This is a genomic window from Salmonella sp. SAL00670, from assembly GCF_046552235.1.
In the GTDB taxonomy this organism is placed as follows: Bacteria; Pseudomonadota; Gammaproteobacteria; order Enterobacterales; family Enterobacteriaceae; genus Salmonella; species Salmonella enterica.
Map to the genome: position 1 here is coordinate 411435 of NZ_JBGDUO010000004.1, position 21516 is coordinate 432950.

The 21516-nt window shown below is 53.8% G+C and carries 19 protein-coding genes; 10 read left to right on the forward strand and 9 right to left on the reverse strand.

Features of this window, described 5'->3' with window-relative positions; all coding sequences use genetic code 11:
• Window positions 1-87: 87 nt before the first annotated feature.
• The gene (gene lplA / locus ACLJRS_RS15910; RefSeq protein ID WP_000209767.1) at window positions 88-1104 is read right to left on the reverse strand and encodes a lipoate--protein ligase LplA; all 1017 of its coding nucleotides are present in this window, start codon (window positions 1102-1104) and stop codon (window positions 88-90) included.
• A gap of 33 nt (window positions 1105-1137) precedes the next feature.
• Window positions 1138-1782, reverse strand: coding sequence for a YtjB family periplasmic protein (locus ACLJRS_RS15915; RefSeq protein WP_000090067.1), 645 nt, complete (start codon window positions 1780-1782; stop codon window positions 1138-1140).
• A 116-nt stretch (window positions 1783-1898) separates the two neighbouring features.
• Between ACLJRS_RS15915 and serB the strand changes: the two genes are divergently transcribed.
• The 3 genes from serB (at window position 1899) to nadR (ending at window position 5716) form a co-directional block, all read left to right on the forward strand.
• Window positions 1899-2867, forward strand: a complete 969-nt coding sequence (serB, locus tag ACLJRS_RS15920) for a phosphoserine phosphatase (protein ID WP_001132983.1) — start codon at window positions 1899-1901, stop codon at window positions 2865-2867.
• An 83-nt stretch (window positions 2868-2950) separates the two neighbouring features.
• The gene (gene radA / locus ACLJRS_RS15925; protein WP_001029710.1) at window positions 2951-4333 is read left to right on the forward strand and encodes a DNA repair protein RadA; all 1383 of its coding nucleotides are present in this window, start codon (window positions 2951-2953) and stop codon (window positions 4331-4333) included.
• A 150-nt stretch (window positions 4334-4483) separates the two neighbouring features.
• Window positions 4484-5716: a multifunctional transcriptional regulator/nicotinamide-nucleotide adenylyltransferase/ribosylnicotinamide kinase NadR gene (gene nadR, locus ACLJRS_RS15930; protein WP_000093829.1), complete on the forward strand. Its 1233-nt coding sequence runs from the start codon at window positions 4484-4486 to the stop codon at window positions 5714-5716.
• 117 nt (window positions 5717-5833) lie between these two features.
• Here the strand turns inward: nadR and ettA are convergent, their stop codons facing one another.
• Complete coding sequence (gene ettA, locus ACLJRS_RS15935) at window positions 5834-7501, reverse strand: energy-dependent translational throttle protein EttA (protein WP_000046770.1); 1668 nt, start codon at window positions 7499-7501, stop codon at window positions 5834-5836.
• Between the two features lie 175 nt (window positions 7502-7676).
• On the opposite strand from ettA, the gene sltY reads away from it, so the two are divergent.
• Window positions 7677-9647, forward strand: coding sequence for a murein transglycosylase (sltY, locus tag ACLJRS_RS15940; RefSeq protein ID WP_371112796.1), 1971 nt, complete (start codon window positions 7677-7679; stop codon window positions 9645-9647).
• Between the two features lie 57 nt (window positions 9648-9704).
• Window positions 9705-10031, forward strand: a complete 327-nt coding sequence (trpR, locus tag ACLJRS_RS15945) for a trp operon repressor (RefSeq protein ID WP_000192003.1) — start codon at window positions 9705-9707, stop codon at window positions 10029-10031.
• A 101-nt stretch (window positions 10032-10132) separates the two neighbouring features.
• Here the strand turns inward: trpR and yjjX are convergent, their stop codons facing one another.
• Window positions 10133-10648 carry an inosine/xanthosine triphosphatase gene (gene yjjX, locus ACLJRS_RS15950; protein WP_000554314.1) on the reverse strand — a complete coding sequence of 172 codons (516 nt, stop codon included), beginning with the start codon at window positions 10646-10648 and terminating at the stop codon, window positions 10133-10135.
• Between the two features lie 48 nt (window positions 10649-10696).
• On the opposite strand from yjjX, the gene gpmB reads away from it, so the two are divergent.
• The gene (gene gpmB, locus ACLJRS_RS15955; protein ID WP_000942363.1) at window positions 10697-11344 is read left to right on the forward strand and encodes a 2,3-diphosphoglycerate-dependent phosphoglycerate mutase GpmB; all 648 of its coding nucleotides are present in this window, start codon (window positions 10697-10699) and stop codon (window positions 11342-11344) included.
• Here the strand turns inward: gpmB and robA are convergent.
• Window positions 11341-12210: an MDR efflux pump AcrAB transcriptional activator RobA gene (robA, locus tag ACLJRS_RS15960; protein ID WP_000371685.1), complete on the reverse strand. Its 870-nt coding sequence runs from the start codon at window positions 12208-12210 to the stop codon at window positions 11341-11343. The genes gpmB and robA overlap by 4 nt on opposite strands.
• Before the next feature lie 211 nt (window positions 12211-12421).
• On the opposite strand from robA, the gene creA reads away from it, so the two are divergent.
• From creA to creD, 4 genes are read left to right on the forward strand one after another with little or no spacing between them, the layout of a single operon-like run.
• Window positions 12422-12895, forward strand: coding sequence for a protein CreA (creA, locus tag ACLJRS_RS15965; RefSeq protein ID WP_000875811.1), 474 nt, complete (start codon window positions 12422-12424; stop codon window positions 12893-12895).
• Between the two features lie 12 nt (window positions 12896-12907).
• The gene (creB, locus tag ACLJRS_RS15970) at window positions 12908-13597 is read left to right on the forward strand and encodes a two-component system response regulator CreB (protein ID WP_001187047.1); all 690 of its coding nucleotides are present in this window, start codon (window positions 12908-12910) and stop codon (window positions 13595-13597) included.
• The gene (gene creC, locus ACLJRS_RS15975; RefSeq protein ID WP_001219541.1) at window positions 13597-15021 is read left to right on the forward strand and encodes a two-component system sensor histidine kinase CreC; all 1425 of its coding nucleotides are present in this window, start codon (window positions 13597-13599) and stop codon (window positions 15019-15021) included. Before creB ends, creC begins: the two co-directional genes overlap by 1 nt.
• Window positions 15022-15078: 57 nt before the next feature.
• Window positions 15079-16428, forward strand: a complete 1350-nt coding sequence (gene creD, locus ACLJRS_RS15980; protein WP_000920383.1) for a cell envelope integrity protein CreD — start codon at window positions 15079-15081, stop codon at window positions 16426-16428.
• A gap of 57 nt (window positions 16429-16485) precedes the next feature.
• Here creD and sthE read toward each other — a convergent pair whose 3' ends face one another.
• Genes sthE through sthA form a run of 4 tightly spaced genes read right to left on the reverse strand, consistent with a single transcriptional unit; the run spans window position 16486 to window position 21453 of the window.
• Window positions 16486-17571, reverse strand: a complete 1086-nt coding sequence (gene sthE, locus ACLJRS_RS15985) for a fimbrial major subunit SthE (protein ID WP_001253761.1) — start codon at window positions 17569-17571, stop codon at window positions 16486-16488.
• Between the two features lie 40 nt (window positions 17572-17611).
• Window positions 17612-18169, reverse strand: coding sequence for a fimbrial protein (locus ACLJRS_RS15990; RefSeq protein WP_001056984.1), 558 nt, complete (start codon window positions 18167-18169; stop codon window positions 17612-17614).
• A 17-nt stretch (window positions 18170-18186) separates the two neighbouring features.
• Window positions 18187-20724, reverse strand: coding sequence for a fimbrial outer membrane usher protein (locus ACLJRS_RS15995; protein WP_001160707.1), 2538 nt, complete (start codon window positions 20722-20724; stop codon window positions 18187-18189).
• 45 nt (window positions 20725-20769) lie between these two features.
• Window positions 20770-21453 carry a fimbrial biogenesis chaperone SthA gene (sthA, locus tag ACLJRS_RS16000; protein ID WP_000680512.1) on the reverse strand — a complete coding sequence of 228 codons (684 nt, stop codon included), beginning with the start codon at window positions 21451-21453 and terminating at the stop codon, window positions 20770-20772.
• Window positions 21454-21516: the final 63 nt, after the last annotated feature.

The following is a 21516-nucleotide window of genomic DNA, read 5'->3' on the forward strand; positions in this document are numbered from 1 at the left end:
CTATTTGTGCTATTCACTCATTTTTCAGAATATGTTGTTATGTTTAAATAATATCAGAGACACATTCGTCTCTCTGATATTATTCATTTAGCGCACAGCTTCTGCAATCCACGCCGACAGTTCCCGCAGTTCTTTTTCCTGCTCCGGGAAATCAACCAGTAGCGCCTCGCACGTTTCCTGTAGTTTATCCGCGCGGTACAAACACCCTTGCAGCCGCTCGGCCAGCGCTTCCAGCGGTGCCGGGTTCAGGCTATCGGTAAACACCTGTGCGCGGGTAATCACACCTTTCTCGACGTCAAAATGCAGCTCGACGCCGCCCCAGGTGAAACGCTCGTCCAGCAGATGGCTGAACGCCGGTGCCTGGCCGAAATTCCACTCCCAACTGCTCTGGCGCGCAAAGGTTTCGGCAAAATTCGGCAGATCCGGCGTTTTATCCGGTGAAATCACTTCCGCGTCGACGCGTTCGCCGTAATGGGCGAAAAAGGCTTCCGTGACCGCCTGGCAGACCTGTTTATGGGTGATACCCGGTAATAGCTCGGTAAGATTGGCCACGCGGGAGCGAACGGAGGTGATTCCTTTCGCCGCAAGCTTCTTTTTATCGGGATTCAGATAGTTTGCCAGACGGCTGAGGTCTGCATTCAGCAGCAGCGTACCGTGATGGAAGCCGCGATCTTTGGTTTCGCGATAGGCTGAACCGGAGACTTTGCGATCGCCGTCCGGCGTTTTTACGACCAGATCGTTGCGTCCCGAAGCATCGGCCATGACCCCCAGCGAATTCAGCGCCGCGAGCACAATATGGGTGGAGATGGTTTTATCGTATTCCGGTTTACCAGCCATAAAGGTAAAGCAGGTATTACCGAGGTCATGGAATACCGCGCCGCCGCCGCTGCTACGGCGGGCCAGACGGACATTATCTTCTTCCATACGCCGCGTATTACACTCTTTCCACGGGTTTTGCGCGCGTCCAATGACCACCGTATCCGCGTTGCGCCACAGGAACAGCACGCGCTGGGTGGCGGGCATCTGGCGGAAAATGCACTCCTCGACCGCCAGGTTAAACCAGGGATCGTAAGAGTCAGAAATAAGCAGGCGTAATGTTGTCATAGTGGTTTTCCTTACCTTTATTAAGCCGTCATTTTACTCTTTTTCCTCACGCTCTTCCTCTTCCGGAACAGGCTTGCTGGCCGTTAGCAGGAAGGGCGACTGCTGCCAGCGGGTGCGTTTACCTTGTAGCAAGGTGCGCGTCAGCACCACGCCTATCGCCAGCGAGAGTAGCAGCATCAGGCGTAGAATGTTGGTGGTGTTATCGACCTGCTTTGCTTCGGTGGCCAGCGTGTGGGTATCCAGCGTTAGACGCAGGTAGCCCAATGGGCCGTTTTTCCCCTGGATAGGCTCGACAATTTGTTGGTTAAAATAGCTGCCCGCTTTTTTGCCATCCAGCGCCAGCCTGTCGCGCACATTGACGCTTTCGCCAGCGCGAGTAATAAGATCGCCCTGTTCATCATAGACGCCGGCATCCAGAATACGGCTCTCTTGCGTGAGCTGACGCAGCACGGCGTTGATGCGATTTTCATCCGGTGTTTCGCTGCGCATCAGCGGGGCGATGTTGAGCGTCACCTGGCGCGCCAGCGTGCGGGCCAGCTCTTCCAGCTGCGGGTTGCGCTGTCGCTGGTGGTTTTGACTAAACCAGGACGCGCCCTGCATAAGCGCGACGAGCAGTGTGAGACAGAACAATACAATGACTGCACGATGCAGCCGAAATTTCAGTTTTGCGCGAGCCATATTCCACCTGCTGAAAATTTGAGGCTTAATGTTGCCAGAAGCGATGGTTACAAGGTAGCCTCATGCGTTATTTTCCGCGGGGCGGTTACCGGCCTGAACGATTTACAGGAGCTTTAATGCCTAACATTACCTGGTGCGATCTGCCTGAAGATGTCTCTTTATGGCCTGGTTTGCCTCTTTCTTTAAGCGGCGACGAGGTGATGCCTCTGGATTACCATGCAGGCCGCAGCGGTTGGCTGCTGTATGGGCGCGGGCTGGATAAGCAGCGTTTAACTCAATATCAGACCAAACTGGGCGCCGCAATGGTGATTGTCGCCGCCTGGTGCGTGGAGGATTATCAGGTCATTCGTCTGGCGGGGTCGCTGACGCCGCGTGCGACGCGGCTGGCGCATGAGGCGCAGCTGGATGTTGCGCCGCTGGGTAAAATTCCGCATCTGCGCACGCCGGGGCTGCTGGTCATGGATATGGATTCCACGGCGATCCAGATTGAGTGTATCGATGAAATCGCGAAGCTGGCCGGTACCGGTGAGAAGGTGGCTGAAGTGACGGAGCGCGCGATGCGCGGCGAGCTTGATTTTACCGCCAGCCTGCGCAGCCGCGTGGCGACGCTGAAAGGCGCGGATGCCGATATTTTGCGCCAGGTGCGCGGGAATCTGCCGCTAATGCCAGGATTAACGCAGTTGGTGCTAAAACTGGAAGCGCTTGGCTGGAAAATCGCTATCGCCTCCGGCGGCTTCACTTTCTTCGCCGACTATCTGCGTGACCAGCTACGCCTGACGGCGGCGGTCGCCAATGAGCTGGAGATCATGGACGGTAAATTTACCGGTCACGTTATCGGCGATATTGTGGATGCTGAGTATAAAGCCAATACCTTGCTTCGTCTGGCGCAAGAGCATGACATCCCGCTGGCGCAGACGGTGGCGATTGGCGACGGCGCTAACGATCTGCCAATGATCAAAGCGGCAGGGTTAGGTATTGCCTTCCATGCCAAGCCAAAAGTAAACGAAAAGACGGAGATTACGATCCGCCACGCTGACCTGATGGGCGTGTTTTGCATTCTCTCCGGCAGCATGAACCAGAAATGATTAACCTGCCCAATGGCAAGGCGACCGTAGGCCGGATAAGCGCCAGCGCCATCCGGCAACAGCGTTAACGAAAGAGGTAAAACGTGGCAAAAGCTCCAAAACGCGCCTTTGTTTGTAATGAATGCGGGGCCGATTACCCGCGCTGGCAGGGGCAATGCAGCGCCTGCCATGCCTGGAACACCATTACCGAGGTGCGCCTTGCCGCGTCGCCGACGGTGGCGCGTAACGAACGTCTGAGCGGATACGCCGGCAGTGCGGGCGTATCAAAAGTGCAGAAACTGTCTGACATCAGTCTTGAGGAACTGCCGCGCTTTTCTACCGGTTTTAAAGAGTTTGACCGCGTGCTGGGCGGCGGGGTGGTACCCGGCAGCGCCATTTTGATTGGCGGTAACCCCGGCGCGGGCAAATCAACGTTGCTGCTGCAAACGCTGTGCAAACTTGCCGAGCAGATGAAAACGCTGTACGTCACCGGCGAAGAGTCGCTACAGCAGGTGGCGATGCGCGCGCACCGTCTCGGCCTGCCGACCGCCAACCTGAATATGCTCTCCGAAACCAGCATCGAGCAGATCTGCCTGATAGCGGAAGAAGAACAGCCGAAGCTAATGGTGATCGACTCTATACAGGTGATGCATATGGCGGATATCCAGTCGTCGCCAGGCAGCGTCGCCCAGGTCCGCGAAACGGCAGCCTACCTGACGCGCTTCGCCAAAACGCGCGGCGTGGCGATCGTGATGGTCGGCCACGTCACCAAAGACGGGTCGCTGGCGGGGCCGAAAGTGCTGGAACACTGTATCGATTGCTCAGTATTGCTCGACGGCGACGCTGATTCTCGTTTCCGCACGCTGCGCAGCCACAAAAACCGCTTTGGCGCAGTCAATGAGCTGGGCGTCTTCGCCATGACCGAACAGGGGTTGCGCGAAGTGAGCAATCCGTCCGCCATCTTTTTAAGCCGTGGCGATGAGGTCACTTCCGGCAGTTCAGTGATGGTCGTCTGGGAAGGCACGCGACCGTTGCTGGTGGAGATTCAGGCGCTGGTCGATCACTCGATGATGGCGAACCCCAGACGCGTGGCGGTCGGTCTGGAACAAAACCGTCTGGCAATCCTGCTGGCGGTGCTACACCGACACGGCGGTCTGCAAATGTCGGATCAGGACGTCTTCGTTAACGTGGTCGGCGGCGTGAAAGTCACCGAAACCAGCGCGGATCTGGCTTTACTGCTGGCGATGGTCTCCAGCCTGCGTGACAGGCCGTTGCCGCAGGATCTGGTGGTGTTTGGCGAAGTGGGGCTGGCAGGCGAGATTCGTCCGGTGCCGAGCGGGCAGGAGCGTATTTCCGAGGCGGCGAAACACGGTTTTCGTCGGGCGATTGTGCCTGCCGCCAACGTACCGAAAAAGCCGCCGGAAGGAATGCAGGTGTTCGGTGTTAAAAAGCTCGCAGATGCGTTAAGCGTGTTTGACGACTTATAATTCGCTGTATGTAGTGATGTTGTATAATTTGCCGGATGGCGACGCAATGCGTCTTATCCGGCCTACGGATTGATACGGATTGATGTTGTAGGCCTGATAAGCGAAGCGCCATCAGGCAGTGTTATGCGATTTTTCCAGCAGGAGGCTCTTGTGTCATCGTTCGACTATCTCAAAACCGCGATTAAGCAGCAAGGTTGCACTCTGCAACAGGTGGCTGACGCCAGCGGTATGACCAAGGGATATCTGAGTCAGTTACTTAACGCCAAAATCAAAAGCCCCAGCGCGCAAAAACTGGAGGCGCTACACCGTTTTCTCGGGCTGGAGTTTCCCCGCCGACAGAAAAACATTGGCGTGGTGTTCGGTAAATTTTATCCATTGCATACCGGACACATCTACTTGATCCAGCGCGCCTGTAGCCAGGTGGATGAGTTGCACATCATTATGGGATATGACGATACGCGCGACCGCGGGCTGTTTGAGGATAGCGCCATGTCGCAGCAGCCCACCGTGTCGGATCGCCTGCGCTGGTTATTGCAAACCTTCAAATACCAAAAAAATATTCGCATCCACGCCTTTAATGAAGAGGGGATGGAGCCTTATCCGCATGGCTGGGACGTCTGGAGCAACGGCATTAAAGCGTTTATGGCAGAGAAGGGAATACAGCCGAGCTGGATCTACACTTCCGAAGAGGCTGATGCGCCGCAGTACCTGGAGCATTTAGGGATTGAGACGGTGCTGGTCGATCCTGAACGCACGTTTATGAATATCAGCGGGGCGCAAATCCGCGAAAATCCGTTTCGTTACTGGGAATATATTCCTACCGAAGTGAAGCCGTTTTTCGTGCGTACCGTCGCGATTCTGGGCGGGGAATCAAGCGGCAAGTCTACGCTGGTCAATAAGCTCGCCAATATTTTTAATACCACCAGCGCCTGGGAATATGGCCGCGACTATGTCTTTTCGCATCTGGGCGGCGATGAGATGGCGTTACAGTATTCCGACTACGATAAAATTGCGCTGGGCCATGCGCAATATATTGATTTCGCAGTGAAATATGCGAATAAAGTGGCGTTTATCGATACCGATTTCGTCACCACCCAGGCATTTTGCAAAAAATACGAAGGGCGCGAGCATCCGTTTGTCCAGGCGCTGATCGACGAGTATCGCTTCGACCTGGTGATTTTGCTGGAGAATAATACGCCGTGGGTAGCTGACGGACTGCGAAGCCTGGGCAGTTCAGTGGATCGCAAAGCGTTCCAGAACCTGCTGGTCGAGATGCTGAAAGAAAACAACATTGAGTTCGTTCACGTTAAAGAGGCTGATTACGATGGCCGCTTTTTGCGCTGTGTGGAACTGGTGAAAGAGATGATGGGCGAGCAGGGATAAGAACCAATGCCTGATGCGACGCTTACCGCGTCTTATCAGGCCTACAGTTTCACAACGTACTGGAATCGCTGGGTTTGTAGGCCGGGTAAGCGCAAGCGCCACCCGGCATTCAGACATTTATTTGGCAATACGCTTGTACTTGATACGCTTCGGCTCCAGCGCCTCGGCGCCCAGCGTGCGTTTCTTGTACTCTTCGTATTCGGTAAAGTTGCCTTCGAAGAATTCCACCTTACCTTCATCCTGATAATCCAGGATGTGGGTGGCGATACGGTCAAGGAACCAACGGTCGTGCGAGATAACCATCGCGCAGCCAGGGAACTCCAGCAGGGCGTTTTCCAGCGCGCGCAGGGTTTCGATATCCAGGTCGTTCGTCGGTTCGTCGAGCAGCAGGACGTTGCCGCCCACCTGCAGCAGTTTCGCCAGGTGCAAACGACCGCGCTCACCGCCGGACAGTTCGCCAACGCGTTTGCCCTGATCGACGCCTTTGAAGTTGAAGCGGCCTACATAGGCGCGGCTTGGCATTTCAGTGTTGCCGATCTTCATGATATCCAGCCCGCCGGACACTTCTTCCCAGACGGTTTTGCTGTTGTCCATCGCGTCGCGGAACTGATCGACCGAGGCCAGCTTGACGGTTTCACCCAGCGTAATGGTGCCGCTATCGGGCTGCTCCTGACCGGACATCATGCGGAACAGGGTCGATTTACCCGCGCCGTTTGGCCCGATGATCCCGACGATAGCGCCTTTCGGTACCGAGAAGCTCAGGTCGTCGATCAGTACGCGATCGCCGTAGGATTTACGCAGGTTGCTGACTTCAATGACTTTGTCGCCCAGGCGCGGTCCTGGTGGAATAAATAGTTCGTTGGTTTCGTTACGTTTCTGATACTCAACGCTGTTCAGTTCTTCAAAGCGAGCCAGACGCGCCTTACCTTTCGACTGACGGCCTTTCGCGCCCTGACGCACCCACTCCAGCTCTTTCTCAATGGATTTACGGCGCGCCGCTTCGGCAGACGCTTCCTGCGCCAGACGCTGATCTTTCTGCTCCAGCCAGGAGGAGTAGTTGCCTTCCCACGGAATACCTTCGCCGCGGTCAAGTTCCAGAATCCAGCCGGCGACGTTATCGAGGAAGTAACGGTCGTGGGTAATCGCCACGACGGTGCCTTCGAAGTCGTGCAGGAAACGTTCCAGCCACGCAACAGATTCGGCATCCAGGTGGTTGGTGGGTTCGTCGAGCAGCAGCATGTCCGGCTTTTCCAGCAACAGACGGCACAGCGCCACGCGGCGGCGCTCGCCGCCGGACAGTTTTTCGACTTTGGCATCCCAGTCCGGCAGACGCAGAGCGTCAGCAGCGCGCTCAAGCTGCACGTTCAGGTTATGACCGTCGTGCGCCTGGATAATCTCTTCAAGTCGGCCCTGCTCTGCGGCCAGCTTGTCGAAGTCGGCATCCGGATCGGCATACAGCGCGTACACTTCATCCAGACGTTTGAGGGCGTTAACCACTTCCGAAACGGCCTCTTCAATCGACTCGCGTACCGTGTGTTCCGGGTTTAGCTGAGGTTCCTGCGGCAGGTAGCCAATCTTAATGCCGGGCTGCGGGCGCGCTTCGCCCTCGATATCTTTATCGAGCCCCGCCATGATGCGCAGCAGGGTAGACTTACCGGCGCCGTTAAGGCCCAGCACGCCGATTTTGGCGCCAGGGAAGAAGCTCAGCGAGATGTTTTTCAGAATATGACGTTTCGGCGGAACCACTTTGCCGACACGATGCATGGTATAAACGAATTGAGCCACGTTGGACTTCGCCTCTATGTTTATCGTGATGGTGAATAGATTTCAAAGGCGAAGTGTAGCCTTTTTCCCTGCCTAAGCCCAGCCAGCAGATCGCACTCGCAATAAAAGTAAAAAAGTGTCCGTAACGTGGCGCAAATGGCTATGACTGGTTAGCATAAATTCATTACGCGGCATGATGCTGCATTGGATAACAATTGAGGAAGTGCTTGTGGATAGAGCCAAACCATTTGTCTGGCGTCTCGTCGCCGCCAGCGTATGCCTGCTGACCTTTTGTCACCTCGCGCGGGCCGACTCACTGGAAGAGCAGCGTAACCGCTATGCGCAGATTAAGCAGGCCTGGGACAACCGCCAGATGGATGTGGTAGAGCAGATGATGCCGGGTCTGAAAGATTATCCGCTCTACCCGTATCTGGAATACCGTAAGATCACCGACGATTTGATGAACCAACCGGCGATTGCCGTCACGCAGTTTGTGCGCGCCAATCCTACGCTTCCGCCTGCGCGTACGCTGCAATCACGCTTCGTCAATGAGCTGGCGCGTCGTGAAGACTGGCGCGGCTTGCTGGCGTTTAGCCCGGAGAAACCCGGCACCACGGAAGCGCAATGTAACTATTACTACGCGAAATGGAGTACCGGGCAAACGGAAGCGGCCTGGCAGGGCGCGAAAGACCTTTGGCTGACCGGCAAAAGTCAGCCGAATGCCTGCGATAAACTGTTCAGCGTCTGGCGGGCCTCCGGCAAGCAAGACCCGCTGGCGTATCTGGAACGTATTCGGCTGGCGATGAAAGCCGGAAATACGGGGCTGGTTACGGTGCTGGCCGGACAGATGCCGGCGGAATATCAAACGATCGCCTCAGCGATCATTACCCTGGCTAATGACCCTAATAACGTGTTGACCTTCGCACGCACCACCGGCGCCACCGATTTTACCCGCCAGATGGCGGAAGTCGCGTTTGCCAGCGTCGCCCGCCAGGACGCGGAAAATGCACGTCTGATGATCCCCTCGCTGGTACAGGCGCAGAAACTTAATGAGGAACAAACGCAGGCGCTGCGCGATATCGTTGCCTGGCGACTGATGGGCAACGATGTGACCGATGCGCAGGCGAAATGGCGCGATGACGCGATTATGCGCTCGCAATCGACGTCGCTTATCGAACGGCGCGTGCGCATGGCGCTGGGGATGGGCGATCGTCGCGGTCTCAATACCTGGCTTGCCCGACTGCCAATGGAGGCGAAAGAGAAAGACGAGTGGCGTTACTGGCAGGCGGATTTATTGCTGGAACGCGGTCGTGACGCCGAAGCGAAAGAGATCCTTCATGCTTTAATGCAGAAGCGCGGTTTTTATCCGATGGTCGCGGCGCAGCGTTTAGGCGAAGAGTACACGCTTAAAATTGATAAAGCGCCCGCCAACGTAAACAGCGCGTTGACGCAGGGGCCGGAGATGGCACGTGTACGGGAGCTGATGTACTGGAACCTGGATAACACGGCGCGCAGCGAATGGGCGAATCTGGTAAAAAGCCGTAGTAAATCTGAACAGGCGCAGCTGGCGCGCTATGCGTTTAACCAGCACTGGTGGGATCTGAGCGTACAGGCGACGATCGCCGGAAAACTGTGGGATCATCTGGAGGAGCGTTTCCCGCTGGCGTATAACGATCTTTTTACCCGCTATACCCGCGGAAAAGATATCTCACAAAGCTATGCCATGGCGATTGCCCGCCAGGAGAGCGCCTGGAACCCGAAAGTAAAATCGCCGGTAGGGGCCAGCGGCTTAATGCAGATTATGCCGGGAACGGCCACCCATACGGTGAAAATGTTTTCGATTCCGGACTACCGCGGCCCCGGCCAACTGCTGGAGCCGGAGACCAACATCAACATTGGCACCAGCTATTTGCAGTATGTCTATCAGCAGTTTGGTAATAACCGTATTTTCGCCTCGGCGGCGTATAACGCCGGGCCGGGGCGCGTGCGCACCTGGCTTGGCAATAGCGCCGGGCGTATCGATGCCGTAGCGTTTGTCGAAAGCATTCCCTTTTCGGAAACGCGCGGCTACGTGAAAAACGTTCTGGCCTATGACGCTTACTATCGCCACTTTATGGGGCAGAAAGAGGCCTTAATGAGCGACTCTGAGTGGCAGCAACGGTATTAATGCAGACGGGTTATGTTATCATTTGTACTCGTGTAACAGTACAAACGGCGGTATAACATGACCCAGCATTCCCCTTATTCATCGGCTATCGCCGAACAACGTAATCAGGAGTGGCTTCGTTTTGTGGAGTTACTCCGTCAGGCATATGCAGAGGATCTGCATCTGCCTTTATTACAACTGATGCTTACGCCGGACGAGCGTGAAGCGCTGGGAACGCGCGTGCGCATTATTGAGGAGTTGTTGCGTGGCGAAATGAGCCAGCGCGAGTTGAAAACCGAGCTGGGGGCGGGCATCGCCACCATCACGCGCGGGTCAAACAGCCTGAAATCCGCGCCGGTTGAACTGCGTCATTGGCTTGAGAACGTACTGCTGAAAAACGCCTGATTTGCTCGTAGGCCGGATAAGGCGAAGCGGCCATCCGGCAACATCGCCGCGAAATGCCTGATGGCGCTGTGCTTATCAGGCCTACAACATAGCGCAAATAATTATCGATACACCGCGTTATGAAACGGGCTTAACGCCAGAATCACCGCCTGGTAGTAAACGCTGGAGCGCGTTAATTTTCCGGCGGTAAATACGCCAATGGCGCCCTCTTTGCGACCAATCTCGTCAATACCGGTATAGTGGGACATCACCGGGCCAAGCGCTTCTCCCTGGCGGACTCTGTCGAGAATGACGGCGGGCAGCGGCAGCGTGGCCGATCGCGCTTCACCGCGCTGAACGCCGTTATCAATCACCACCCAACTGAAGGTGGCGTCATCGTCAATTCCGGCTTCAATGGCTACCCAGAAATCAGCTTGTGGATGCAGGCGTCGCGCATTACCCACGCGATTTCGTGCGCCAGCACGCGTTTCCTCGCTTCCGAAGGGCTGCTCCGGTACGCCGCTCTCGACGGCGACGGGCGTAATATGGCACGATCCTTCGCCGAAAATCTCTTCAAATGCCTGTAGAATTGCCTGAATTTTGGCAGGATTGGTGGTCGCAGAGATAACCTGGTGCATAATTAAGCTCAGTTTTAAAAATTTATCGCAGTATAACGGAAAAAAAACATGTTACAGGTATACCTTGTTCGCCACGGTGAAACGCAGTGGAACGCCGAGCGACGTATTCAGGGCCAATCGGACAGTCCCCTGACAGCAAAAGGCGAGCAGCAGGCCATGCAGGTAGGAGAACGCGCCCGCAGCCTCGGCATCACCCATATCATCAGCAGCGATTTAGGCCGCACAAAACGCACGGCGGAGATTATCGCCCAGGCGTGCGGGTGTGATATCACCTTTGACTCCCGCCTGCGCGAGCTGGATATGGGCGTGCTGGAAAAGCGCCAGATCGATTCGCTGACGGAAGAAGAAGAGGGCTGGCGTCGTCAGCTGGTCAACGGCACGCAGGATGGCCGCATTCCTGGTGGGGAATCGATGCAGGAGTTGAGCGATCGCGTTCATGCCGCGCTGGCGTCCTGTCTGGAGCTACCGCAGGGCAGCCGACCTTTATTGGTCAGTCACGGTATCGCGTTGGGCTGTCTGGTCAGTACTATCCTGGGACTACCCGCCTGGGCGGAACGCCGGTTACGTTTGCGCAACTGCTCTATTTCCCGCATCGATTACCAGGAAAGTCAGTGGCTGGCGTCTGGGTGGGTGGTAGAAACCGCAGGGGACGTTTCGCATCTGGACGCCCCTGCATTGGATGAGCTACAGCGTTAACGACGAATCGGGATCAGAAATTCGCAGCGCAGGTTGATAGGGCGATCGCCGGTTTTGGTATCTTCTGACGGGTAGTATCGCTCTATATCCTGCCCTTTACGACGGGTCAGATTCAGCATTGGCATACAGGTGCCGTAAACGGTCAGGATAAAATCCTGCACGCCGGTTCCTAACCCTTCATAGGTGAACATGACGTATTCACCGCCCTGCAACAGCACGGGATGCGCCGACTGAACATAGCCATCGGCCTGCTCTTGCGGCAGTGCGGTGGTATAGAATACTTCCTGCTCATCGTCTTTCTCCATGCTGGGGCGCGTTTCATTAAGCCCATAAAGCACTGGCGGAATAGTTGGCGAATGACCGAGGAAATCATGCCAGAATTGCACGCGCATTTCGTGGCGGAAGTCGGAAATCTGTTCCAGCGAGCAGGAATAACTCTGCGTGACGCCAAGGAGCGGCGTATCTTCCAGCGTAACGAACTGATGTTCCGGCACGGTAAACTCGCCCAGCCGTAATGGCGGGCGAATGCCAAAGGCGCTCCATTCCGAGGAGCGACGATACAGCGCTGGCGTCTGGGAAAACTGTTTCTTAAAGGCGCGCGTAAAGGTTTGCTGAGAATCGAAGCGGTACTGAAGAGCAATATCCAGAATTGGACGCGCGGTCAAACGCAGCGCCACTGCTGATTTCGATAAACGACGGGCGCGGATGTAAGCGCCAATGGCGTGGCCCGTCACGTCCTTAAACATTCTCTGCAGGTGCCACTTGGAATAGCCTGCTTTTGCCGCCACATTGTCAAGTGACAGCGGCTGATCCAGATGACCTTCCAGCCAGATTAACAGGTCGCGAATTATGCCAGCCTGATCCATAAAATATCCCCATCCTTTCAACAACGAGCACCCGATATCAGGTAAGAGGATAATAGCATTTTTTGTTCTTTTAGCATTCAGTGTTTTTTTTGAGCTTAAATGCTTTTTTTAGGCAACGTGACAGGTAATTATTCTAATCCTGTGATCTATAACCATTTTATTTTAGAATGTCTAATAATTACGCAACGTAACTTTTATGAATGGTAACAATATGAAATACAAGAGCTTAGTACTTTTCTCAATTTTGTTGCTGCTGGGGCAGAGCGCCCGTGCGGAACAAATTGGTTCAGTCGATACGGTATTTAAAATGTTCGGTCCTGACCATAAAATCGTGGTGGAAGCTTTTGACGATCCTGATGTCAAAAACGTGACGTGCTATGTTAGCCGGGCGAAAACGGGCGGCATAAAAGGCGGATTAGGGCTGGCGGAAGATACGTCTGACGCCGCCATCTCTTGCCAGCAGGTCGGGCCTATTGAACTGAGCGACAAAATTAAGAACGGCAAGGCGCAGGGAGAGGTGGTGTTCAAAAAACGCACCTCATTGATATTTAAGTCATTGCAGGTCGTGCGTTTCTATGATGAGAAACGCAACACGCTGGCGTATCTGGCCTACTCCGACAAAGTAGTCGACGGGTCGCCGAAGAACGCCATCAGCGCGGTGCCGGTCATGCCGTGGCGACAATAACAGGGAAAGAGTATGCAGCAACCGCAGGTCTGGTTAGTCGAGGATGAACAGGGAATCGCCGATACGCTCATCTACACCCTGCAACTGGAAGGGTTTACCGTTGAGCTATTCGCTCGCGGGCTGCCCGCGCTGGAAAAAGCGCGTCAGCAACGGCCGGATGCGGTGATTCTCGATGTGGGACTACCGGATATCAGCGGCTTTGAGCTGTGTCGGCAGTTGCTGGAACGCCATCCTGCGCTGCCGATTCTTTTCCTGACTGCCCGTAGCGATGAAGTGGATCGATTGCTTGGTCTGGAGATCGGCGCAGATGATTATGTCGCCAAGCCGTTCTCGCCGCGCGAAGTGAGCGCCCGCGTGCGCACGCTGCTGCGCCGGGTGAAAAAGTTTGCTGCGCCGTCGCCGGTGGTGCGTACCGGACATTTTGAACTCAATGAACCGGCGGCGCAGATCGCCTGGTTTGGTACGCCGCTCTCGCTGACGCGTTATGAGTTTCTGCTCCTTAAAACCCTGCTGCTGTCGCCGGAACGCGTGTACTCGCGTCAGCAATTGATGGATATTGTCTGGTCTGATGCCCAGGAGACCTTCGATCGGACGGTCGATACACACATCAAAACCCTGCGCGCTAAACTACGCGCGATCAATCCGGAGCTCTCGCCAATTAACACGCATCGTGGAATGGGATACAGCCTGAGGAGCGTCTGATGCGCATCGGAATGCGTTTGCTGCTGGGCTACTTTCTTATTGTCGCCGTCGCCGCCGTGTTTGTGCTGTCTATCTTCGTTCAGGAGATAAAGCCGGGCGTCCGCCGCGCGACGGAAGGGACGCTGATTGACACCGCAACGCTGCTGGCGGCGCTGGCCCGCGACGATCTCCTTTCCGGCAACCCGACTGGCGGCCAGTTGGCGAAGGCATTCGCCCAGCTGCAACATCGCCCGTTTCGCGCCAATATCAGCGGGATCGTCAAAGTGCGCAATGAATACCATGTCTACATGACGGATGCGCAGGGGAAGGTGTTGTTTGATTCGGAAAACAAAGCGGTGGGGCAGGATTATTCTCGCTGGAATGACGTCTGGCTTACGCTGCGCGGACAGTATGGCGCCCGCAGCACGGCAAAAGATGCTGCCGATCCCAATAGCACCGTGATGTACGTAGCCGCGCCGATAATCAGAGATGGACGGATTATCGGTGTCCTGTCTGTCGGTAAACCGAATGCGGCAATGGCGCCGGTGATTAAGCGCAGCGAACGGCGCATTCTGTGGGCCAGCGCCGTTTTACTGGGAATTGCGCTGGCGATTGGCGCGGGGATGGTCTGGTGGATTAACCGCTCCATCGCCCGGTTGACGCGCTATGCGGATTCCGTCACCGAAAACCGCCCGCTTGCGTTACCTGCATTAGGCAGCAGCGAGCTGCGTAAACTGGCGCAGGCGCTGGAGAGTATGCGCATTAAGCTGGAAGGCAAGAATGAGATTGAGCAGTACGTGTATGCGTTGACTCATGAGCTGAAAAGTCCACTGGCGGCGATACGCGGCGCGGCGGAGATTCTGCGTGAAGGACCGCCCGCGGATGTGGTTACCCGCTTTACAGAGAATATACTGGCGCAAAATACGCGAATGCAGGCGCTGGTAGAGACCCTGCTGCGCCAGGCGCGGCTGGAAAACCGGCAGGATATCCCTCTCGCGCCGGTTGCTGTTGATGAACTATTTACGCAGCTTAGCGAGGCACGCAGTATTCAGTTGGCGGCAAAAAAGATCACCCTTACTTTACGGCCTTCCTCGCTGGTTGTCGTCGCCGACGCGGAGCTTCTGGCGCAGGCGCTGGGCAATGTGTTGGACAATGCCATCGACTTTACGCCTGAAAATGGCGTTATCACATTAAGCGCTCAGCCGATGGGAGAGAAAGCGATCCTGCAGGTGACGGATTCCGGCTGTGGTATTCCTGATTTTGCGCTGCCGCGCATTTTCGACCGATTCTATTCGTTGCCCCGTGAAAACGGACGTAAAAGCAGCGGGCTTGGGCTGGCGTTTGTCAGCGAGGCGGCGCGACTCCTCAACGGTGAGGTGACGTTGTGCAACCGTCCCGAAGGCGGCGTGCTGGCCTCGTTGACACTTCACCGTCACTTCACATAACTTCAAATTCTCCCCACATCGCGTTCTTACACTGCTGGCATTGCAAAGGAGAACGCTATGTTGAAATCCCCCCTGTTGTGGAAAATGATTACGTTAGGCGGCGCCATGATCCTGCTGTTAATTCCCCTGATGATGGTACGGCACACCATCGTGGAACGTGCTGATTATCGAAGCCATGTAGAAGCCGCTATTCGTCAGAGTACCAGCGGCCCACAAAAGGTTGTCGGCCCGCTGGTGGCGGTTCCGGTGACAGAGCTCTATACCGTGCTGGAAGAGGAGAAAGAGGTCCAGTATAAGCGCAGCTATCTCTATTTTTGGCTGCCGGAGTCGCTATTGGTCGAAGGCAATCAAAACGTTGAAGCGCGAAAAATAGGTATTTATCAGGGGCAGGTGTGGCATACCGATATGGCGATAAAGGCGGAGTTTGATGTGGCCCGTCTGCATGAGCTGAACAGACCGAACATTACCCTTGGAAAGCCCTTTATCGTCGTGGGCGTCGGCGATGCGCGCGGTATCAGCGCAGTAAAAGCGCCGCAGGTGAATGGTGAAACGCTCACTGTAGAACCGGGGACCGGCTTACCGGAAAGTAGAGAGGGCATTCATATCCCGCTGCCGGACAGTCAGTGGGCGACGCGCAACCTGACGTTGGCGATGTCGTTAAATTTAAGCGGAACCGGCAGCTTTTCACTGGTTCCCGTCGGGCGTAGCAGTGAAATGACCCTGACCAGTAACTGGCCGCACCCAAATTTTGTGGGGGATTTTCTTCCCGGTAAACGCGAAATCAGCGGTTCAGGATTTCAGGCCCAGTGGCAAACCAGCCGGTTTGCCACGAATCTCGGCGAACAGTTTGCTGATGCGCAAAAGGTGGATTGGGACAACTTACCGGCGTTTAGCGTCGCTGTATCGACGCCAGCCGACCAGTATCAACTGACGGACAGAGCGACGAAATATGCCATTTTGTTGATTACGCTAACGTTTATGGCTTTCTTTGTCTTCGAAACCCTGACGGGGCAGCGGTTACACCCGATGCAGTATCTGCTGGTGGGGTTATCGCTGGTGATGTTCTACCTGCTATTGCTGGCACTGTCGGAACATATCGGTTTCACGCCAGCCTGGATCGCCGCCAGCCTGGTGGGCGCGTTGATGAATAGCGTTTATTTGCAGGCGGTGCTGAAAGGATGGCGCAATAGCGTACTGTTTACGTTAGCGTTATTGGCGCTGGATGGCGTGATGTGGGGATTGCTGCGTTCGGAAGATAGCTCGTTGCTTCTGGGTACCGGCGTTCTGCTACTGGCGCTTGGCGGCGTGATGTTCCTGACGCGCCATCTGGACTGGTATTCGCTCTCTTGTCAGCAACGTAAGTCATTACCGCCAGTAAAAGATGACGAATTACGTTTGTGGAAATAAATCTAACGGGCGCGCGCGTTAACCTTTTCCCGCGCAGCGCCAGAAACTGTGATGCCGTTAGTTATAGGTCAGGTTTAATGTTGCCGTGGCATTCGCTTGCCCGGCCGTTACCGTGGCGGCGGTTTTATAGTAGCGCGCGCTAATTTTCAGGGTGGTCGACATATTCATGGTTCCGCCGTTAACCGTCTGGCTGCCATCGGCATTGGTGGTAATCGTGTGAGTAAAGAGATCAATTTTTTGATTAATTGGCAAACTGTCGGTAAAGAAACCGGCGTCCGGCGCCTGAATACCCAACTGTACGCCAACGCCGGTTGCGCTGGTTGGCGCGCTTGCATTGCTCAACTGGATGACTGAATTATCAGGGTTATTTCCGCTGGCCGGTTGGGCGCTTAACGATGCGGAGATAGCGGTGCCTTGTTCGCAGGTCAATAAGATATCCTGCTCGCCTGTGCCCGCAGTTTGACTGTTAGCGAAACTGCCTAAATTGACGCTGCCTAAATCCACGGTGATGGCAGGTGTTTCTACCCGACATCCCATCGCTTTCATAATCAATTGCGTATTCCCCAAATACAGATGGGTCAGGATATCGCCGCCGGAGTCTTCCGTTGCGCTATCGCGAAAGGATACGCGCGCCAGTGGGCTTTGGAATGTCGCGGTACCGGAGGTGATCGGACCGCCTAAGGCGACCAGTTCAACATTGTAGGCGGGAGCCATCGCATGGTGTGTTTTATTGCCATCGCCATTATGGTAGGTATTATCGATTGGCATGACATTATCGTAAGGGCCAGCATTCGTTTGGGTTTTAATCGCAATGCCCACGCCGGAAATCCCGGTGCTAAATACCGGTGTGTTGTTCCCGTCATTCGCATTGATTGTCGCTGATGTATTTGACTGCGCGCTACCGGGTTCATATAAAAAACCGACCTTATAATCGCGACTACAGCCATCCATTGTGACTTCGGAGGTGGAAACCCAGCCCGATTGCCACAACACTTCGCCTGCGGTATAGGCGTGGCTATCCACCACAAGCTGCGACGGCGGGGTGATAGTGATCGCGCCTTCATTTCCGGAACGTTTACAGGAGGCGTAACCATGACCGGAATACGCGAACAGCAGAATAAGCGCCAGATATAACCTTCTCATGAAAAATTCCTGCTTTTATACCAGGTGAAATAGAAAGATGTTATTGCCATGCGATAGTGATCGTCACAACGGACGTGAAATCCCCTGCCGTGACTTTTCCATACGGGGTATACATCCTTGCGGCGACAGGCAAATTGGCTTCATGGGTATTACTGTTGATATCCACCGTGTAAGTGACGTTGTTGGCCAGATTGACCAGACTTTTACCGTCCAGGTTAAAAAGCTGTAATCCTAAATCCTGCGCCGGATTGGCCGCGCTGTTTGCATAAATCGCAGAAGCATAATTTGGATCGGGATAAGGTACGCCGTTAAATGAAATCGCGGCTTTTGTGGTCGTTGCCGGGCAATTCGTCATTTTTATGGTGAAAGGAATGGTGGCGGTATTGCCGCCGGCCACGGCGATATCCGCCCGGGCATATTGTCCAAGAGAGAGCGTGTCGGGGACCGTCACGGTACACGGATCGGCATAAATTAATCCCGTAACGTTAATGTCTACGGCATCTGCGGTATTGTATGCCGCGCTGATCGATGGCGACCATAATGCCAGACCCGTGAACGTTAACAGGGCGGCTAATGCAGCAAATCTGTTCATATTCATCTTTTATCCCACCAGAATCACTGGCATTGCTCGTGTAAGATTTCTACGCCAGAAGCGGAGGGGGAGCTCGGTATACGATAAGAGACCTGACACCGGTCTGCTGCTGTTGGTCCCCACTTCACTAATAACCGCCCTTGTTTTTCCAGTCCGGTTAACCAGGCTTGCCCCGCATCACCAACAAAACTGCTGTGATTGTCTGGTTTTGTTAAAGACGAGACGGTCGCGCCAAAAGGAACAGGAAGATTGTTTATGCGGGTTAATACCATCAATGCCTTGTAACCAATATTGGTTTTATATTCAGCCCTGACCACCGCGCCACGGGTAGGCACCAGCGTTTTACTGGTATCAATGAGCTCAATATTTTTTCTAATGCCCGTCGTATCTAAAGAGACTTCATTACGATGGTAAGGCGAAGCATAAGGTACGACGGCATAACCCCGAAAATCGGTGTCCACGCCCGTTTCGTTATTCACGGGGACACCCGCTGCGCCAGGGGCTTTAACCAATATGATGGTGTCGTCCATTGGCTGGGATAGTGTCAGGCCATTTCGATGTAACAGTACGCCGCCCTGAACGCCATAATTCAGGCGACGCATATGATTATCGTAGCTATATCCGCCGTTAATATCCGCATACGTCCCGTTATAGGTTGCGCTCACATTACCGCTGGTGGCTTTCTCTTGAGAGGAATAACCTTCCTGAACGCTCCATGAGAGATTTTTCTGTGCCAGCGCTGTTCCGTTTAAACCGACAGTATGCGTGGTATCGCCGTCTTTCGCGGAGTTCATATTGTAGGTGGCATACGTTGACGGCATAAAGGCATCTAACGGAATGCTAATATTGATTGAAATTTGCTGGTCATTACTGTCTTCCGTATCGTCGTCTTCATCCTGAGAATTATCGGCGTTCAGCGTATAAGAATAGTTAATGCCATAGCTTACGTTATGCCATGTGTTGTTATAGCCAATACCTAATGATGTGGTATGAGTGTCATTCCAGTAATCTTCATTATATAAAGTGAGTGAAATGGAACCGTAGATAATGTCTTGCGATAACGACAGGTCGGTGCGATTACGTACATGATCATAGTGACTATTATCGCTATAGGTATCCAGCACATCCTCAAGAGCGTAGTAATCTTTGGTCGAATAACGGTAGCCGGCGACAGTGAAATTGGTACCTGTTGACTGAATATCTTTGCTGTAACGAATACGCCAGGATTGTCCGGTAAGCGTATCGCTAACCACATCGCCTGCTTTAATTTTTGACCATGAGTTGGTGACGTCTAAAGACAATGCGCCCAGATCGCCAAGGTTTAAGCCTGTCCCGATGAGCGCCGCATGATAAACATCATTGCTCAGCGTACTCTCTATTCCGCCATAGGCGGTTATGCCGCCTGCTAATCCGTATAAGGCCGTCAGTTCAGCGAAGTTCTGTTGCGCGGAATGCGTATCTGATGAACGCGTGCGGCCTACCGTCAGGTCGTATTTCAGGTGGCCTTCACGCTGTAATACCGGAACGCTGGCGTAGGGCACAATGAAATGCTGTTCAGAACCATCGGATTCTTTGATGGTGACGTACAGGTCGCCCGAACCGCCGGTTGGATAAAGATCGTTGATGGCGAATGGACCCGCCGGAACGTTAGTTTTGTAGATGGTATAACCGTTTTGTTCAACGGTTACCTGCGCGCTGCTTTTGGCCACCCCGCGAATGACCGGGGCGAACCCTTTCATACTGTCCGGCAACATATCGTCATCAGAAGAGATCTGTACGCCCTTAAATGAAATACTGTCAAAGACGTCTGCGGGCGTGTTATTTTCCCCGGCGATCAGCTGTCCTTTTAAAAATTCGATATCGCGAGAAACATAGGTGTAGGCAGAATCCCAGCTATTTTGCCCATCGCTATCATGATTCCAGGTTGAGTAGTTACGAAAACGCCATGCGCCAATGTTAATACCAGGGCGCAGGTTAGCGTATTCGCTATTTTCCGTCCGGTTTTCATCAATATCGTGATCCTGCGATCCGGTAAAACTGTAGTTCAGCAAAAAAGCATTAATGCCTTCATCCCATTCGCTGGTAGGGACGAATTCTCGCGGGTCGGCGATCAACGCGATTTGAGGGATCGCTAAATCCAGCCGGTTACCGATGACATTAAACTTTGCTACAGCGCCAGCCAGCAGACTAAGATCGGTACACCCGTTTGGGTCATTTTTAAGCTCGGGGAAGTTTTCTGTTTTTACGCCCCACTGCTTGAGTTGTTCAACGCTAAGACATGGCTGTAGGGAGAGCTTATTATCTGCTGATTTTTTATTTTTAAAGGCAATATTTTTTGTTTCAACACTGGTGTTATTAATATAAATATCAACATTATAGGTGCCTTCTGCCTGCCCCCCCTTTTCGAAAACCGATAGATCGACATTCTCCACGCCCGGTTCATCATTTTCCAACGATAATGGATTAAAATGATCATGCGCTAACGCTGGTTTTATGGAACAGCATATAAAGAGAAACGATAACGCTAATTGAGAACGGGGCTCTACTCTGGAGAATTGCACAGTAAAAGTCCTGAAAGGGTAAAAGTAAAATGAAGTCGTTAATGGCTAGAATGAACCGGAATGCGGCTCTAAACTCATCCCATAATCGCTGATTAATCGCCACGTTACCGTGCCATGAGGGGCGGCAGTAGAACCCAATTTAAATGACGCTGATGATTTTGGCGGAACGAAAGTCGCTGATTTCACTTCATGGCTGTTAAGCGTCACACTGGCAAAGTTCATATAATAGGGAGTGGGGTTATTTACGGTAATAACATCACCTGCCGTCTGCCATTTTAATTGTTGGCTCTGGCTATCAGGCGTTGATTTTGTTAATGCTGGCGGTCGATATATAAGCTTTATTTGGGTATTAATGGAGATTTCCACGCGGTTCGCGGAGGCATTATCATCAATAGAAGGAATACCCTTAATATTGAGCCAGTACATAGACTCCCGATCTGCAGGTAGGGGGGCGCCAGAGCGAATAACCCGAATACTGTTCTTTTGCCCGGCATCAAGGCGAAAAAGAGGCGGGGTGATAATAAACGCCTGCTTATTTGTGACCTGGGGATCGGCAACCGATAACCATGACTGAACAAGATTCGCTTTGCTGTCTTTATTCTCTACATTGATTGACGACTCATCATTATTGCCGTCGAAAACCAGTCGGGTTCCGCCAACAACAATGCTGGCATGGGCAACATGGCTTGTCAGTAATACGGCCAACACGGATTTCTTTATGTGTTTCATTTTTTACTCTGTAAAGATGTTTTACGCTATGGACTGGCATCCTGCCTGTCCACATCAGGATGA

Coding starts and splice junctions, on each gene's coding strand:
- gpmB (WP_000942363.1), top strand. CDS start 10,697: ATGTTACAGGTATACCTTGTTCGCCACGGTGAAACGCAGTGGAACGCC.
- trpR (WP_000192003.1), top strand. CDS start 9,705: ATGACCCAGCATTCCCCTTATTCATCGGCTATCGCCGAACAACGTAAT.
- creB (WP_001187047.1), top strand. CDS start 12,908: ATGCAGCAACCGCAGGTCTGGTTAGTCGAGGATGAACAGGGAATCGCC.
- sthA (WP_000680512.1), bottom strand. CDS start 21,453: ATGAAACACATAAAGAAATCCGTGTTGGCCGTATTACTGACAAGCCAT.
- sltY (WP_371112796.1), top strand. CDS start 7,677: ATGCTGCATTGGATAACAATTGAGGAAGTGCTTGTGGATAGAGCCAAA.
- yjjX (WP_000554314.1), bottom strand. CDS start 10,648: ATGCACCAGGTTATCTCTGCGACCACCAATCCTGCCAAAATTCAGGCA.
- creC (WP_001219541.1), top strand. CDS start 13,597: ATGCGCATCGGAATGCGTTTGCTGCTGGGCTACTTTCTTATTGTCGCC.
- ACLJRS_RS15915 (WP_000090067.1), bottom strand. CDS start 1,782: ATGGCTCGCGCAAAACTGAAATTTCGGCTGCATCGTGCAGTCATTGTA.
- robA (WP_000371685.1), bottom strand. CDS start 12,210: ATGGATCAGGCTGGCATAATTCGCGACCTGTTAATCTGGCTGGAAGGT.
- creA (WP_000875811.1), top strand. CDS start 12,422: ATGAAATACAAGAGCTTAGTACTTTTCTCAATTTTGTTGCTGCTGGGG.
- creD (WP_000920383.1), top strand. CDS start 15,079: ATGTTGAAATCCCCCCTGTTGTGGAAAATGATTACGTTAGGCGGCGCC.
- ACLJRS_RS15990 (WP_001056984.1), bottom strand. CDS start 18,169: ATGAATATGAACAGATTTGCTGCATTAGCCGCCCTGTTAACGTTCACG.
- lplA (WP_000209767.1), bottom strand. CDS start 1,104: ATGACAACATTACGCCTGCTTATTTCTGACTCTTACGATCCCTGGTTT.
- serB (WP_001132983.1), top strand. CDS start 1,899: ATGCCTAACATTACCTGGTGCGATCTGCCTGAAGATGTCTCTTTATGG.
- sthE (WP_001253761.1), bottom strand. CDS start 17,571: ATGAGAAGGTTATATCTGGCGCTTATTCTGCTGTTCGCGTATTCCGGT.